Annotated in this window: 12 protein-coding genes; 6 read left to right on the top strand and 6 right to left on the bottom strand. The window is 69.1% G+C overall.

Annotated features, from left to right (window positions below; translation table 11 throughout):
- Positions 1-89: 89 nt before the first annotated feature.
- The 3 genes from ABD987_RS19095 to ABD987_RS19085 form a co-directional block, all read right to left on the bottom strand.
- A complete protein-coding gene (locus tag ABD987_RS19095) occupies positions 90-2,201 on the bottom strand; it encodes a PhoX family protein (protein WP_345394923.1) in 2,112 nt (703 codons plus the stop codon).
- 121 nt (positions 2,202-2,322) lie between these two features.
- Complete coding sequence (locus ABD987_RS19090) at positions 2,323-3,543, bottom strand: MFS transporter (RefSeq protein ID WP_345394919.1); 1,221 nt, start codon at positions 3,541-3,543, stop codon at positions 2,323-2,325.
- Complete coding sequence (locus ABD987_RS19085) at positions 3,533-4,003, bottom strand: MarR family winged helix-turn-helix transcriptional regulator (protein ID WP_345394916.1); 471 nt, start codon at positions 4,001-4,003, stop codon at positions 3,533-3,535. The genes ABD987_RS19090 and ABD987_RS19085 overlap by 11 nt, the downstream gene beginning before the upstream one ends.
- A 71-nt stretch (positions 4,004-4,074) precedes the next feature.
- On the opposite strand from ABD987_RS19085, the gene ABD987_RS19080 reads away from it, so the two are divergent.
- Positions 4,075-4,713: an HAD family hydrolase gene (locus ABD987_RS19080; RefSeq protein ID WP_345394913.1), complete on the top strand. Its 639-nt coding sequence runs from the start codon at positions 4,075-4,077 to the stop codon at positions 4,711-4,713.
- A 72-nt stretch (positions 4,714-4,785) separates the two neighbouring features.
- On the opposite strand, the gene ABD987_RS19075 is transcribed toward ABD987_RS19080, so the two are convergent.
- Together ABD987_RS19075 and ABD987_RS19070 are read right to left on the bottom strand one after the other, a co-directional pair.
- Positions 4,786-5,874: an inositol-3-phosphate synthase gene (locus ABD987_RS19075; RefSeq protein WP_345394910.1), complete on the bottom strand. Its 1,089-nt coding sequence runs from the start codon at positions 5,872-5,874 to the stop codon at positions 4,786-4,788.
- A gap of 76 nt (positions 5,875-5,950) precedes the next feature.
- The gene (locus tag ABD987_RS19070; RefSeq protein ID WP_345394907.1) at positions 5,951-6,499 is read right to left on the bottom strand and encodes a PadR family transcriptional regulator; all 549 of its coding nucleotides are present in this window, start codon (positions 6,497-6,499) and stop codon (positions 5,951-5,953) included.
- A 251-nt stretch (positions 6,500-6,750) separates the two neighbouring features.
- Here ABD987_RS19070 and ABD987_RS19065 point away from each other — a divergent pair, with 251 nt between their 5' ends.
- The 5 genes from ABD987_RS19065 (at position 6,751) to ABD987_RS19045 (ending at position 14,505) form a co-directional block, all read left to right on the top strand.
- Entirely contained in the window at positions 6,751-7,155 is a 405-nt protein-coding gene (locus tag ABD987_RS19065; RefSeq protein ID WP_345394905.1) for a DUF5318 domain-containing protein, read from the top strand.
- A 67-nt stretch (positions 7,156-7,222) separates the two neighbouring features.
- A complete protein-coding gene (locus tag ABD987_RS19060) occupies positions 7,223-10,006 on the top strand; it encodes a transglycosylase domain-containing protein (protein ID WP_345394903.1) in 2,784 nt (927 codons plus the stop codon).
- Positions 10,007-10,279: 273 nt separating this feature from the next.
- Positions 10,280-12,634, top strand: coding sequence for a transglycosylase domain-containing protein (locus ABD987_RS19055; RefSeq protein ID WP_378214191.1), 2,355 nt, complete (start codon positions 10,280-10,282; stop codon positions 12,632-12,634).
- A 99-nt stretch (positions 12,635-12,733) separates the two neighbouring features.
- Positions 12,734-13,333 (top strand): TetR/AcrR family transcriptional regulator, encoded by a 600-nt coding sequence (locus ABD987_RS19050; RefSeq protein WP_345394897.1) that lies wholly within the window; start codon positions 12,734-12,736, stop codon positions 13,331-13,333.
- Complete coding sequence (locus ABD987_RS19045) at positions 13,330-14,505, top strand: macrolide family glycosyltransferase (RefSeq protein WP_345394894.1); 1,176 nt, start codon at positions 13,330-13,332, stop codon at positions 14,503-14,505. Before ABD987_RS19050 ends, ABD987_RS19045 begins: the two co-directional genes overlap by 4 nt.
- Here the strand turns inward: ABD987_RS19045 and ABD987_RS19040 are convergent.
- Complete coding sequence (locus tag ABD987_RS19040) at positions 14,488-15,549, bottom strand: Gfo/Idh/MocA family oxidoreductase (RefSeq protein ID WP_345394891.1); 1,062 nt, start codon at positions 15,547-15,549, stop codon at positions 14,488-14,490. The genes ABD987_RS19045 and ABD987_RS19040 overlap by 18 nt on opposite strands.
- Between the last annotated feature and the right edge of the window lie 50 nt (positions 15,550-15,599).

Genomic DNA, 15,599 nt, shown 5'->3' with positions numbered 1-15,599 from the left:
GCGACCTACCGTGGAACACCTCGGCGAAGTTAGTCGCCGGAAGCCGTTCGCGGCATCGCTGAACAGGGTCGAATGATCGACACTCTCGGTTACCGGACGCCGATCTGGCCGACGAGGCCGAACCGGCCCTTCTTCCACACGGACACGATCGCCGGACGCGGCTGCGCCGATCCGCCGTCCGGCCAGTGCGAGGTCGGGTTCGCCGAGCTTTTCGCGTCCTCACCGGGGTGCTGCACGGCGACGAGCACCAGGTGGTCGGTCACCACCGGGCCGCAGGTCTCCGCGCCGATCGGTACCGAGAGGAACTGCTTGACGTGCCCGCGGTCGGGCCCGTCGACCGGCACCGAGAACAGGCCGTCGTTGGCGCCGAGCGCGTTGCCGTCGGTGGCGATCCACAGGTTCCCGTGCCGGTCGAACGCGACGTTGTCCGGGCACGAGATCGGGCTGACCTGGTCCTTCGGGAACCCGCCGAAGTAGGTGTCCGCGGTGGCCGGGTCGCCGCAGACGAGCAGCAGCCGCCAGGTGAACCGTGTCGACGCCGCGTCGCCGTGCTCCTCCGCCCATTCGAGGATGTGCCCGTTCTTGTTGCCCTTGCGCGGGTTCGCCTCGTCCGCCGCCGCCTTGCCCGCGGCGCCGCGGTCACTGTTGTTGGTGAGCGCCGCGTAGATCCGGCCGTTGACCGGGTTGGGCTCGATGTCCTCCGGACGGTCCATTTTGGTCGCTCCGGCCCGGTCCGCGGCGAGCCGGGTGAACACGTAGACCTCCTCCGCGGTCATACCGTCCACAAAGGACTTGTTGCCGCTCGCCAGCGGGATCCATTCGCCGACGCCGTCGAATTCCCCGTCCGAGGGGAGTTTCCCGCTGCCGTCAATCTCCCCGGCCGGGCTGTCACCGGTGAACCTGCCGACGTAGAGCGTGCCGTCGTCGAGCAACGCGGAGTTGTGCCGCCGCGCGTGCGCGCTGTCGCCCTTCTTGTACTTGCCCTTCGACACGTACTTGTAGATGTACTCGAAGCGCTCGTCGTCACCGGAGTACACCGCGACCCGGCCGTCCGCGGTGATCTTGACGTTCGCCGCCTCGTGCTTGAACCGGCCGAGCGCGGTGTGCTTGATCGGCGTCGAATTCGGGTCGTGCGGGTCGATCTCGACCACCCAGCCGAAGCGGTTGGGCTCGTTGGGCTCGCGCGGGACGTCCCACCGCTTGTCGAACCGCTCCCACTTCCGGGTGGACGCGCCGGTGCCGATCGCGTACCGCTTGAGCCGGGACGCGGTTTCGGCGTCGGTGACCTTGTCCGCGTTGGCGAAGTACTGGTGGAAGTTCTCCTCACCGGAAAGCACCGTGCCCCAGGGAGTCACGCCGCCGGAGCAGTTGTTCTGCGTGCCACGCACCCTGCGTCCGGTGGGATCCACCGAGGTCTTCAGGTACTTCGAACCGGCGGCGGGGCCACGGACCTCGAACTCGGTGTCGAGGGTGATCCGGCGGTTGTAGCGGCTCGGCATCGCCCGCAGGGCACCGAAAACCGGGTCACGGTAGGTCTGCACGACGGACAGGCCGTGCGCGGCCCAGGCGATCTTGACCTGTTCCTCGGTCGGGTTCGCCGGGTCGTACTGGTCGGCGGGGAACAGGTGTACCTCGGTGGTGTACTCGTGGTTGACCACCAGCAGGTTGCGGATGCCCAGCGGGTCCTGCGGGATCAGCCCGACGAAGTCGTTGTTGTAGCCGAACTGCTTCGCCTGCGCCGCGGCGGTCTGGTTGCGGAAGTCGAACTTCGGCGCGCCGGGCACCACCGCGTCGCCCCACCGGATCACGACGCTCTGGTCGTAGCTCTCCGGGACGCTGACCCGGTCGAGCCTGTTCGGCGGCACCGGGTCGAAGTCCGTCCCCCGCGCCGGCCGCGCGGGCCTGCCCGCCGCGACGGGGGCGGCACCGTCGGCGCCGCCGGCCCCGCCGGCGGGAGCGGCCGCCGCGGTGCCGGAAAGGGCGGCGAAGCCACCGGCCGTCGCGGCGAGCACCGCGCCCGCCTTCAACGCACCGCGCCGGGACACCACGTCCTTGACGACGTCACCGAAGTACTCGTTGCCGGACGGGTTCGGTGCCGGGTGCGCACAGGCGTTGCCGCAGCGGTACTCACAGGTGAGGGGAGAACGTCCGCCGGGGTGCACGGGGTACAACGGCAGCGGACGTCCACGCTCGAAGGACACGGGGCCTCCAGGGTCACTCAGTCGGGAACGAGCCGACGGTAAGTGCCCGAAACCAGCCGATTCGGACAAACAGGTGAACACCACATGTATTCCTCCTGCGTGCCCGAACGGTCACGGCTGGTCAGAACTCCTGATCACCCACCAGCGCCGCTTCCTTGGGCAGGGTGCGCGGGTCCGCCTGCCGCGTCCGGACCATCAGCAGCCCGCCCGCGACGACGCACAGCACCGCGGCGACCACGAACGGCGCGTGCGGCCAGCCGAACCAGTCCGCGACGTGCCCGACCAGGGTGGCCGCGACCGCGCCGCCGAGCCAGCGGCAGAAGTTGTAGCCCGCGCTCGCGACCGGGCGCGGCGCGTCGCTGATCGACATCGCGGTCCCGGTGAACAGCGTGTTCAGCAGCCCGGACACCAGGCCGGACACGATGATCCCGACGACCACCACCGGCTTGCTCGGCACCGCCAGCACCAGCATCAGCACCGCGTATCCGAAGACCGCGAACGCCGCCGCGTGCCGCTCCCCGAACCGGGCCGCGAGCTTCGGCGCGAACGCGACACCCGCGACCGCGACCGCGACACCCCAGCCGCAGAAGATCAGGCCGACCGCGATGGCGCTCCAGCCGAGAACGAACGGCGACCAGGCCAGCACCGCGAAGAACGCCGCGGTGTAGAGCGCGGACGCGATCGACGTGCGCAGCAGGCCAGGGTGACGCAGCGCGCGGATCGGGTCGAGCAGCTTGATCGGGTCCCGCTTCTCGTGCGCGTCGCTCTTCAGATAGGCCGCGCACAGCGCGAGTCCGAGCGCCATCAGGACCGCGGTGCCGACGAACGGACCGCGCCACGAGATGCTGCCGAGCAACGCGCCCAGCAGCGGACCGACCGCGAGACCGAGCCCGAGCGCGGCCTCGTACAGCAGGATCGCGCCCGCCTGCCCACCGGTCGCCGCGCCGACGATCACGGACAACGCGGTGGCGATGAAGAAGGCGTTGCCCAGCCCCCACACCGCGCGCAGCCCGACGAGCTGTTCGATCGACCCCGCCGCCGCGCACAGCGCGGTGGCCACCACGATCAGGCTCAGCCCGACGAGCACCGTGCGCTTGGCGCCGAACCGGGCGCTCGCCGCGCCGGTCACCAGCATCGCGATGACCTGGACGCCGAGATAGGACGAGAACAGCAGCGTCACCTGCGAAGGCGTGGCGTTCAGTCCCTTGGCGATGGACAACAGGATCGGGTCGACGAGCCCGATCCCCATGAACGCGATGACCGCGGCGCCCGCGGTGATCCATACCTGCTTCGGCTGACCTTTGACAGCGTCCAGCAGGCTCGCGTGTCCCTCAGCGCTCATCGGGGATCAGTTCCTCCTTCTTAATTCCGATCGGCTTGTTCGCGACCAATTTGGTGAGGGCGGGCAACGCGGCCTCGATGGCGGCGCGGTCGGCTTCCCCGAGCTCCATGAGCCGTTCGCGGAGGAACTCCTCCCTGGCGGCGGCCAGCTCGGCGTAGAAACGCCTGCCCTCTTCGGTGACTTCGACGAGCACGGCCCGGCGGTCCGCGGGATCGGGCGCGCGGCTCACCAGCCCCATCCGCTCCACGCGGCGCACGACGTCGGTCATCGACGGCATCCGGACACCCTCGATCTCGGCCAGCGCGCTCATCCGGCGCGGCCCGCCCTCGACCAGCTCGCGCAGCACCGACCCCTGCGTCAAAGTGAGGGTGAGCTGCGGAGTCTGCCTGCGGATGACGTAGTACAACCGGAAGAACAGGGGGCGGAGCTCGTGGGCCAGTTCGGCCACTCGGGAAGTCACTTAGCCATGCTAACAAATTTAGTTAGGGTGTCGAAGTAATTCGACTCACAGCGGGAACTAGGGTGCGAAACATGGAAGCGGTGATCTTCGACCTGGACGGCGTGCTGGTCGACTCCGAGCGGACCTGGGACGAGGTGCGGCGCGCGGTCGTCGCCGAACACGGCGGAACATGGCTGCCCGAATCGACGCGGGCGCTGCAGGGGATGAGCACCCCGGAGTGGGCGCGCTACCTCGTGGAAAAACTGGGTACCCGGCTCACTCCCGGGGAGGCCGCGACGCTGGTCGTCAAGCGGATGGCCGCGCGTTACGCGGAAAAGCCGCCGCTGATCGAGGGCGGCGTGGAGGTGGTGCGTGCCGTCGCGGACCGGTGGCCGGTGGCGATCGCCAGCTCGTCACCGCCGCTGTTGATCAAGGGGTATCTGGACGTCACCGGCTTACCGGTGGCGGTCGCGGTGTCCTCGGAGCAGGTCGGCGCCGGAAAACCCGCACCGGACGTCTACCTGCGCGCGGCCGAGCTGCTGGACGTCCCGGCGGCGGACTGCGCGGCGGTCGAGGACTCGACGAACGGCCTGAAGTCGGCGATGGCGGCGGGCATGGCGGTGTACGCGGTCCCGAACCCGCACTTCCCGCCGGATCCCGAAGTGCTCAAGGAGGTCACGGCCGTGGTCGACGGAATCACCGCGCTCCCGGCCGCGCTCGGCACCGCCTGAAAGTCCGTGGGGGCCTCCTTGAGGGACTCTAGGTCCCTCAAGGAGGCCCCCACGGACCGACGAAGCGGCGAATCAGCGTTCGATCTCGCCGCTGATGAACTTCTCGACGGCGTCGCGCGCGGTGGCGTCGTCGTACTGTTCCGGCGGCGACTTCATGAAGTAGGAGGACGCGGACAGGATCGGCCCGCCGATACCGCGGTCCAACGCGATCTTCGCGGCACGCACGGCGTCGATGATGATCCCCGCCGAGTTCGGCGAGTCCCACACCTCCAGCTTGTACTCCAGGTTCAGCGGCACATCACCGAAGGCGCGGCCCTCGAGCCGGACGTAGGCCCACTTGCGGTCGTCCAGCCACTGCACGTAGTCCGACGGTCCGATGTGGACGTTGCCCTTGCCGAGCTCGCGGTCGACCTGCGAGGTCACCGACTGCGTCTTCGAGATCTTCTTCGACTCGAGGCGCTCCAGCTCCTTCATGTTCAGGAAGTCCATGTTCCCGCCCACGTTGAGCTGCATCGTCCGGTCGAGCTGGACACCGCGGTCCTCGAACAGCTTCGCCAGCACGCGGTGCGTGATGGTCGCGCCGACCTGGGACTTGATGTCGTCACCGACGATCGGCACCCCGGCGTCGGTGAACTTCTTCGCCCACTCCGGGTCGGAGGCGATGAACACCGGCAGCGCGTTGACGAACGCCACGCCCGCGTCGATCGCGGCCTGCGCGTAGAACTTGTCGGCCTCCTCGGAGCCCACCGGCAGGTAGGACACCAGCACGTCCGCGCGGGCCTCGCGCAGCGCGGCGACCATGTCGACCGGCGTCTCGTCGGACTCGGCGATGGTCTCGCGGTAGAAGCGCCCGAGCCCGTCGTAGGTGTGCCCGCGCTGCACCGTGACACCCAGCGGCGGCACGTCGGCGATCTTGATCGTGTTGTTCTCGCTGGCGAAGATCGCCTCCGAGAGATCACGGCTGACCTTCTTGGCGTCGACGTCGAACGCGGCGACGAACTCGATGTCGCCGACGTGGTAGCCGCCGAAATCGACGTGCATCAGGCCGGGGACGCGCGTGGCGGGATCCGCGTCACGGTAATACTGGACGCCCTGGACCAGCGACGCCGCGCAGTTGCCGACGCCCACGATGGCCACCCGAACGCGGCGGTTCTCGCCCATGCCGGTTACTCCTTCATCCGTTTTTCTTCTCGTGTGGAACTTCGCCGCGACACCGCGGCGCCTGGGCGACTCGGGCTCAGGTCGACTCCCTGCCCTGCCGCTCCGCTTGTTCGTGCGCGATCAGCTCGTTGAGCCAGCGCACCTCCCGCTCACTGGTCTCCAGCCCGAGCCGGTGCAGCTCGCGGGTGTAGCGATCGATCTTCTCCTCGGCCCTGGCCAGCGCCGTGCGCAAGCCCTCGCGGCGCTCTTCGACCCGGCGGCGGCGACCTTCCAGGATCCGCATCCTGACGTCGGCCGGTGTCCGCGAGAAGAACGCCAGGTGGACTCCGAAGCCCTCGTCGTCCCAGGTCTGCGGACCCGCGTCGCCGAGCAGCTCGGCGAACCGCTCCTTCCCCTCCGCGGTCAGCTTGTACACGCGCTTGCCGCGCCGCGGCCACGCGCGATCGTCGACCGGGTCGGCCTCCTCGACCAGGTACCCGGCCCTGAGCAGGCGGCGCAGTGTCGGGTACAGCGAGCCGTAGGAGAACGTCCGGAACATCCCGAGCGTCTCGTGCAGGCGTTTGCGCAGCACGTACCCGTGCATGGGCGCCTCGTGCAACAGCCCCAGGATCGCGAGCTCCAGCACACCGCACCCCCTTCCGGGAACAAACCGCGACCGACGACGTTGCTTTCCAACGGGCCGTCAGCCACGTCAACCTACTGGGCCACTATATCGCGCCGATACATCCAAGTGGCGCAGCTAACCCTGGGCATCACGGGTCGAACCCGACGAAAGTCACCAGAGAGTTATGCAAGATTCGGCGTGTCGGGGTAGCGCGGACGCCCGGGAGACGCATGGGCCGCCGGGCACACAGCAAGAACCCGTAGGCTGTCCTCGTGCGAAACCAGCGGCAGATAGTGGACTACGCCCTGCAGCGCCGTGCGCTGCTGGCCGGCGTCCGCTCGGGACGCGTCGGTGACCTGGAGGTCTGCGACGCGAGCCCCTATCTGCTCCGCGCGGCCAGGTTCCACGGCAGGGCGGGTGAGCAGCCCTGTCCGATGTGCCGCACGCGGGAGCCGTTGACCCTGGTGTCCTGGGTCTACGGCGACGAGCTGAAGCACGTCTCGGGGTCGGCGCGTACTCCCGAAGAACTGGCCAGGATGGCCGGGGTCTTCGGCGAGTTCACCGTCTACGACGTGGAGGTGTGCCGGTCGTGCCACTGGAACCACCTGGTCCAGTCGTACGTCCTTGGCACGGGGGAGCAGCCACGGACCCGCCCGCGGAGGACTGCGGGTCAGTGATCAGAACCACAACAGCCGCAGAGGACAGAACGGTGTTGCCCGAGATGCCGGTCTGGGAGGCCCCTTCGTGAACGACGACCGCAGCGCCTGGCCGAGTCAGGAGCCCGACGCACCTCGCCGTGCCGCTTGGCCGGGGGAAGAGCCAGGACCCGCGTGGCCGGGTGAGGAACCCCCGCGCCGTCCGCAGCGCCGCGCCACCCCGCCCCGCGGGACCGCGCGGCCGAACGGCGGCCCCCAGAACGGCGGCCCCGCCTGGCCGACCGGTGACGAACCGGGGAACCAGGGTCCGCAGTGGCCCGACGATGAGCCGCCCGCGCGCCCGCAGCGCCCGCAACGTCCCCCGCAGGGCATGCCGCCGCGTCGGCAGGGCCCGCCGCCCGGTGGGCGCCCGCCCGGCCCGCCGCCGGGCAACGGCGGCTTCCGGCAGCCCCCGCCCGGTCGCCGGCCGGTGCCACCGCCCGAGCGCGAGCCCGACCTGATCACGCACCACGCGCACAACGGCACCGAGTTCGGGTACGACCCGTACGACGACCGGTACGACGACCGCCGTCACGACGGCTACGACGACGAGGACGCGCGCTTCCACGAGTTCGCCGCCGAGGCGGACGAACCGGCCGAGGACGGCAAGAAGGGCAAGAAGCAGCTCACGCCGAAGCAGCGCAAGAAGCGCCGCTGGAAGATCATCCGGCGCTGCGTCTACGCCTTCGTCGGCATCTTCTTCGTGATCCCGGCGATCGCGTTCGTGATCACGTACTTCCTGGTCGACGTGCCGACGCCGGAGAGCATCGCGGCCCTGCAGAGCCAGCCGGTGACGTTCTACTACGCCAACGGCGACGTCATGGGGAAGGACATCCCCGACGGCGGGAACCGGGAACTGCTGCAGCCGGGCCAGATCCCCGACGTGGTCAAGCACGCGGTGTACGCCGCCGAGGACGCGACGTTCGAGACCAACAGCGGCTTCGACATCCTCGGCATCCTGCGCGCCGCGGTGAACCAGGTCAGCGGTGGTCAGGGTGGCGGCTCGACGATCTCCCAGCAGTACATCAAGAAGGCCACCGAGAACGAGGCGCCGACGCTCAGTCGCAAGTGGACGGAGCTGGCGAAGTCGTTCAAGATGAACAACCAGATGTCCAAAGAGCAGATCATCACCGCCTACCTGAACACGATCTTCTTCGGCCGTAGCGCGAACGGGATCCAGGCGGCGTCGAAGTCCTACTTCAACAAGGACGTCAAGGACCTCGACGCCTCACAGGCCGCGCTGCTCGCGGGACTCATCCAGGGCCCGAGCAAGTCGGGCAACATCGAGTACGCCACCAAGCGGTGGAACTACGTGCTCGACATGATGGTGAAGTACAAGTGGCTCGACCAGGCCACGCGGGCGAACTACCAGTTCCCGACGCCGATTCCGCTCAGCCAGGCCAAGAAGGACCAGGGCGGCGAGGTCCCCTACTTCGTCAAGCAGCGGATGAAGGACGAGCTGGCGGCCAAGGGCTACGACGAAAAGAAGCTCTACGCCATCGGCGCGCGGGTCTACACCACGATCGACCCGGCCGCGCAGAAGGCCGCCGAACAGGCGATCCAGGAGGGGATGAAGGGCCAGACCGACGAGAACCTGAAGAACGCGCTGGTCGCCGTCGATCCGAAGACCGGCGGGATTCTCGCCTACTACGGCGGCCCCGAGGTCGTGAAGGACGAGAACGGCAAGGACCAGCTCGGCCAGGACAGAGCCGATCAGGCGAGAAACCCCGGCTCGTCGATGAAGCCCTTCGACCTCGTCGCGTTCCTCCAGAAGGGCGGGGGCCTCGGCGACACCTTCGACGGGACCAACAACCGTTCGCTCGGTGGTCGCGTCGTCAAGAACGCGGACCCGAGTTCCAGTTGCAGCACCCAGTGCACGGTCGCGAAGGCCATGGAGATCTCGGCCAACACGGTGTTCTTCGACATGGTGCTCAACAAGACCACGCCGGGGCCGGTGGCCGAGGCGGCCAAGGCCGCCGGGATGCGGCTGGCGCCGAACGGGCAGGCCAAGATGGGCGACGACGCCAACATCTCCCTCGGCGGTGGGTCCACCGTCGCCACCCCGGAGGACATGGCCGCCTCGTACGCGACCTTCGCCTCCGGTGGCCTGCGCCGGGACCAGCACTTCGTGGCGAAGATGCAGAACTCCGCCGGAGAAACGGAGTTCGAGGTCAACGACCCTGGCAAGCCCGCCTTCGACCCCGACGCGGGCAAGAGCACGCAGATCGCGGGCAACGTGACCACCTCGCTCAAGCCGGTCATCGACCACTCGAAGCTGCAGTGCCCGGCCGGGCACGAATGCGCGGGCAAGACGGGTACGCAGCAGTACGACCCGCAGCCGAACGACCCGCAGTCCTACGCCAACCGGAACGCGCAGACCTGGATGGTGGGCTACACGCCGTCGCTGTCCGCCGCGGTCTGGGTCGGCGGTGACGGCAACAAGCCGCTGCACGACAAGAACGGGCAGCCGCTCTACGGGTCGACGGTCGCGGGCCCGACGTGGCAGAAGTTCATGCAGACGTATCTGAAGGGCAAGCCCCCGGAGAAGTTCGGCACGACCAAGCTGCTCGGCAAGAACACCGTGACGGCGACGCCGACCCCGACCTACACGCCGACGAACACGCCGACCCCGACGACAACGCCGACGCCGACGACCACCCCGACCACCACGCCGACGGAAGAGACCACGCCCCCGACCTCGCACACCAAACCGTCCACGCCCACCGGGCGTCCGGGGCCGACCGGGATCTTCCCCGGCGGCGGTGACGGCGGGGCCTCGCACGGCGGGAACGGCAATCCGGGCGCCGGCGGCGGTCCGGCTCCACCGAACTAGTCCGAACGGACGAAAAAGGCGGGGTGTGCACTACGCACGCCCCGCCTTTTTCGTGCTTTCAAGCAAATCCGAGTAAACCCGCTCCCGGCCTCGAACGTCCTCCTTGGCAAGGAGGGCTGCGTCCGCGGCCCACCGCGCTTCCCGGAGGACCCACACGTGAACGACGACCCCACCCGCTCCTGGCCGAATCAGGATCCCGAGCCATGGCGTCGTCCCACCCCCGGCGGTCCGCCACACCCTGGTACCCCGCCCGGCGGGATGCCAGGGGGCGGAATGCCGCCCCGGCGCCCCGGGCCGCCGCCCGGCTACCGGCCGCCCCCGCAGCAGCGCCCGCCGGGCCGTCCGATGACCGGGCCGCCCACTCGTGAGCCCGAGTTGATGACCCACCACGTCCACAACGGGACCGAACCGGGCGAGTTCGAACCGCGGCAGAGACGGATGGAGGGCCCGCCACCGGAGTCCGAGGCCGGACCGGGTGCCGAGCTGACTCCCGCGCAGCGCAAGAAGCGCCGCTGGCGCCGGATCCGCCGCACCGCCTACGTCGCGTTCGGTCTCTTCGTGATAGTCCCGTCGATCGCCTTCGTGATCACCTACTTCTCCGTCGACGTCCCCTCACCGACCGACGTGGCGCGCTCGCAGAGCCAGGCCGTGACCTACCTCTACGCCGACGGTTCCGAGATGGGCAAGGACAGTCCGTCCGGCACGAACCGGCAGATCCTCGGCCCTGACCAGATCCCGGAGGTGATGAAGCACGCCGCGATCGCCACCGAGGACTCGACGTTCGAGACCAACAGCGGCTTCGACTTCACCGCCATCCTGCGCGCGGTGTACAACCAGGTCACCGGCGGCGACGGCGGTGGCTCGACGATTTCCCAGCAGTACATCAAAAAGGCCACCGACAACGACGCGCCGACCCTGACGCGCAAGTGGACCGAGCTGGCCAAGTCCTTCAAGATGAACCAGACGTTCGAGAAGAAGGACATCATCACCGCGTACCTGAACATCATCTACTTCGGACGCGGTGCGTACGGCGTCGGCGCGGCCTCGCAGGCCTTCTTCCACAAGGACGCCGCCCAGCTCAACTACTCCGAGGCGGCACTGCTCGCCGGCCTCATCCAGCAGCCGGGCCGGTCGGAGCAGGACAAGGTCGCGCGCGACCGGTGGACCACCGCGATCGACCGGATGCGGCAGAACAACTACATCACCGCGGCCGAGCGCCAGTCGGCGCAGTTCCCGGTACCGATCCCACTCTCGCAGAGCAAGCAGCAGTCCGGGGCGCCGAACCGGCTCCTCGCCGTGCAGGTCAGGGACGAACTGGCGGCACAGGGCATCACCGAGGACAAGTATTACTCGGGCGGCTACAAGGTCCAGACCACCATCGACCCGAAGGCGCAGCAGGCCGCCGAGCAGGCGGTCAAGGAGGGCATGCAGGGCCAGACCGACGACCGGCTGCTGAGCGCACTCGTCGCCGTCGACCCCAAGACCGGCGGCGTGCTGGCCTATTACGGCGGCCCGGAGACCGTGAAGGGCTCGGACGGCGAGGAGAAGGCGGCCCCCGACCGGGCGAACCAGCCCCGCAACCCCGGCTCGTCGATGAAGCCCTTCGACCTGGTCGCGTACCTCAAGATGGGCAAGGGGATCAACGACACCTTCGACGGGACCGACAACCGCGTCTTCGACAACCGGACGGTGCGCAACGCGGGGCCGGATTCGAGCTGTAGCCAGCAGTGCACCGTGGCGGAGGCGATGAAGCGGTCCGCGAACACGGTGTTCTACGACATGGTCATGAACAAGACCCACCCCGGCCCGGTCGGGACCGCCGCGAAGGAGGCGGGAATCCGGACCAAGGCCGAGGGCGGCCAGTCGGTGCTGTTCACCGACGACAACAACATCTCCCTCGGCGGCGGCAAGACCGAGGTGTCGCCCGTGGACATGGCCTCGGCCTACGCGACGTTCGCCGCGGACGGTGTCCAGCGGGACCGCCACTTCGTGGTGAAGGTGGTCAACTCGCAGAACGAGACCGCGTACGAGGCGAAGACGAGCGGCAAGGCCGCGTTCGCGAGCGACAACGAAAAGTCCAAGCAGATCGCGGGCAACGTGACGACGGCGCTGAAGCCGGTCATCCAGTTCTCCCACCTCGCCTGCCCGCCGGGGCACGAGTGCGCGGGCAAGACCGGCACCCAGCAGTACGCCCCGCAGCCGGGTGACCCGGCCTCGGCGGCCAACGCCAACGCGCAGACCTGGATGGTCGGCTACACCCCGTCGCTCTCGGCCGCGGTGTGGGTCGGCGGCGACGGGAACATCGCGTTGCACGACAAGAAGAACCAGCCGCTCTACGGCTCGACGGTGGCTGGCCCGACCTGGGCGAAGTTCATGCAGCTGTATCTGGCGGGCAAGCCGCCGGAGAAGTTCGGCACGGTCAAGCTGATCGGCGAGCAGGCCCCGCCGCCACCGTCGACTTCGGCGTCGAAGGACCCCGACGATGACGACCGGCCGACGACCACACCCACGGCGCCGACCGAGTCCTCGCCCTCGCACACCCGGCCGTCGCGACCGTCCCACTCGCGCACGCACGGCAGGCCGCCGACGTCGTTCCCCTTCCCGACGGAAGAGGGCGACGACACCTGAGCACGATCCTCGCGCTGAAGGGCGTTTCCGGGTCTCGGAAACGCCCTTCAGTGTTTTGACCACTAGTGCTATGTTCTGGCCATGCGGTCAGATTCCAGGGTGAGCGGCCCAACCTTTACCGAGCTGGCCAGACGTCGTCAGTTCGTGGACTGCGCGATCGACGTCATCGCCGAGCAGGGGTTCGCGGCGGCGTCGCTGGCCAAGATCGCCGCCCGCGCGGGGACCAGCAAGGGCGTCATCTCCTACCACTTCAGCGGTAAGGACGAGCTGCTGGAACAGATCGTCCTCGACGTCTTCACCGACACCGCCGAGTTCATCGGCCCCCGGCTGGCGGCCGCGACCACGGCGACGGAAAAGCTCACCGTCTTCCTGGAAACCAGCCTCGAGTACATGCGGCTGCACCGCGCCCAGTTGCTCGCGCTGCGCCAGATCTTCCCGAACCGGCGCGACGCGAACGGCGACCAGCGCTACGACAACGAACACGGCGAGCCCCGTGAACGCGCGATCGAGGAACTCCTCCGTGAGGGCCAGCGCACCGGCGAATTCCGCGACTTCGATCCGGCCGTGATGACGGTGACCATCCGGTCCGCGATCGACGGGGCCCTCAACCAGTGGGCGCACTCGCCCGATCTCGATCTGACCGCCTACGCCGGTGAACTCGTCACGTTGTTCATCCACGCCACCAGGGGGGAATCGTGAATGTTCTGTTCTGCGTGCCGCTCGGCATCGGGCACGTAAATCCGACACTCGGCGTCGCCGCCGAGCTCGTGCGGCGCGGGCACCGCGTCACCTACGCCGCCCCGGCGCTGTTCGCCGACCGGATCGCCGAAACCGGGGCCCGGCTCGTCGAATACGAGTCGACCTACGAGAAGAACTTCACCAAGGCGCCGAACTTCGACCGCAAGGACATCGGCCGCGCGATGGCCGGAAACCTGGCCGAAACCAGGTCGGTGTTCGCCCAGGTGGCCGCCGCGATCGGGGACGACCTGCCGGATCTCGTCGTCCAGGACGGCCCGGTCGCCTGGTGGGGGCGGCTGCTCGCGGCGCGGTGGCGCAGGCCGGTCGTGGTCAGCTGGCCCAACCTGGTGAGCAACGAGCACTGGTCGCTGAACAAGTACTTCGAGATAAACCTGCTGAGTCCACGGGTGCTGCTGACCGGGGCCAGGCTCGGGGCGTTCACGGCACGTCATGGAGTCAAAGGGCCCCACGTCCTCGACGGCACCGGGGCGAACGCGCATCTGGTGTTCCTGCCGCGCGCCTTCCAGTTCGCGGGGGACACCTTCGCGGCCGACCGTCACTTCGTCGGCCCCGCGCTGGGGGACCGGACGTTCCAGGGCGACTGGGCACCGCCCACGTCCGGACGGCGCGTCGTGCTCGTTTCGTTCGGCACCGCCTACAACGAGCGCCCGGAGTTCTACCGGACCTGCCTGCGGGCGTTCGAGGACACCGACCTGCACGTGGTGCTGGTGACCGGCGAGCAGGTCGACCACGCGGCGCTCGGCGAGGTACCCGAGCACGTCGAACTGCACAGGTCCGTGCCGCAGCTGAGCGTGCTGCGGCACGCGAAGGCCTTCGTCACGCACGCCGGGATGGGGTCGACCATGGAGGCACTGAACTTCGAGGTGCCGCTGGTCGCGATCCCGCAGATGGCCGAACAACGCGCGAACGCCGACCGGATCGCCGAACTCGGCCTCGGGAAACACCTTCCGCCCGCCGACGTGACCGCGTCGAACCTCCGCGAAGCCGTTTTGTCCATTGTGGACAACGCGGAGATCGCCACGAACCTGAAGGGCATGCGGGCGGAGATCCGCGCCGCCGGTGGCGCCCCGGCCGCGGCCGACGTCCTCGAAGGGCTACTCGCCGGGAAGTAACCGCACGACGCGGCGTTCCCGGCCCGCGAGGTGCGCCGCCTCGATGACCCGCAACGCCTCGACGGCCTCGGCCGGATCGACCGGGAACGGGGCCCCGTCACGGAGGGCGGCCAGGACCTGGGCGTAGAAGTCCTGGTAGCGCCCGTCCAGGGTGGGCACGATCTCGACATCGTCGTTCACGCCGAGGGTGCCCGCGTCGGCCTCGGGCTCGACGCCCCAGCCGTCGTCGCCCGGCCGCAGGCCCGCCTTGATCTGCGGCTCCTGCACGTCGAGGCCGTACTTGGTGAAGGTCGCCTTGTCGCCGAGCACCCGGAAGCGCGGGTTACGGGTGCCGGCCAGCGCGGAGGACCACAGGTGCGAGCGGACGCCGTTGACGTGGTGGAGCGCGACGAAGACGTCGTCGTCGACCTGGGCACCGGCGCGGTGCCGGTCGACCTCCGCGTACACCTCGGCGACCGGGCCGAACAGCCGCAGCGCCTGGTCGACGATGTGCGCGCCGAGATCGTAGAGCAGCCCACCCGCTTCGGCGGGATCGCCGAACTCGCGCCAGTTGTCCTTCGGCTTCGGCACCCACCGGTCGTACCGGGACTCGAAGCGGAAGACCTCGCCGAGCCGACCGGAGCCGAGCACCTGGCAGACGGTGCGGAAGTCGGAGTCGAAGCGGCGGTTCTGGAACACCGTGAGCCCGACACCGGCCGCCTTCGCCGCGACGACGACCCGCTCGGCCTCGGCGGCGGTCGGCGCGAACGGCTTGTCCACCACCACCGGCTTCCCGGCCTCGATCGCCCGCAGCGCGAGCGGGACGTGCGTGCGGTTCGGCGTGCTGACCACGATCAGGTCCAGTTCGCCGACGCGGGAGAACAACGCGTCCGCGTCCGGGACGACGTCCGCGCCGGGGTGATCGGCGCGTGCCCGCGCGGCCCGCTCGGGGTCGCCGGTGACGATCATCGCGGGCCTCAGCCCCGGCGTCGCCGCGACCAGCGGCGCGTGGAACACCCGTCCGCCGATGCCGTATCCCAGGATCCCGACCCGCAGCTCAGTCATGTCCCAATTAAACAACAGTGTTGCCAAATTATCCAGTCGTGCCAGGATCA

It is taken from the genome of Amycolatopsis samaneae (genome assembly GCF_039541975.1).
GTDB classification, from domain to species: Bacteria; Actinomycetota; Actinomycetes; order Mycobacteriales; family Pseudonocardiaceae; genus Amycolatopsis; species Amycolatopsis samaneae.
Note: the sequence above shows the minus strand (reverse complement) of the source record. Positions and strands in the feature narration are given on the sequence as shown.

Excerpts from the sequence above, each read along its gene's own strand:
- ABD987_RS19055 (WP_378214191.1), top strand. The coding sequence starts at position 10,280 with ATGCCGCCCCGGCGCCCCGGGCCGCCGCCCGGCTACCGGCCGCCCCCG.
- ABD987_RS19090 (WP_345394919.1), bottom strand. The coding sequence starts at position 3,543 with ATGAGCGCTGAGGGACACGCGAGCCTGCTGGACGCTGTCAAAGGTCAG.
- ABD987_RS19040 (WP_345394891.1), bottom strand. The coding sequence starts at position 15,549 with ATGACTGAGCTGCGGGTCGGGATCCTGGGATACGGCATCGGCGGACGG.
- ABD987_RS19080 (WP_345394913.1), top strand. The coding sequence starts at position 4,075 with ATGGAAGCGGTGATCTTCGACCTGGACGGCGTGCTGGTCGACTCCGAG.
- ABD987_RS19075 (WP_345394910.1), bottom strand. The coding sequence starts at position 5,874 with ATGGGCGAGAACCGCCGCGTTCGGGTGGCCATCGTGGGCGTCGGCAAC.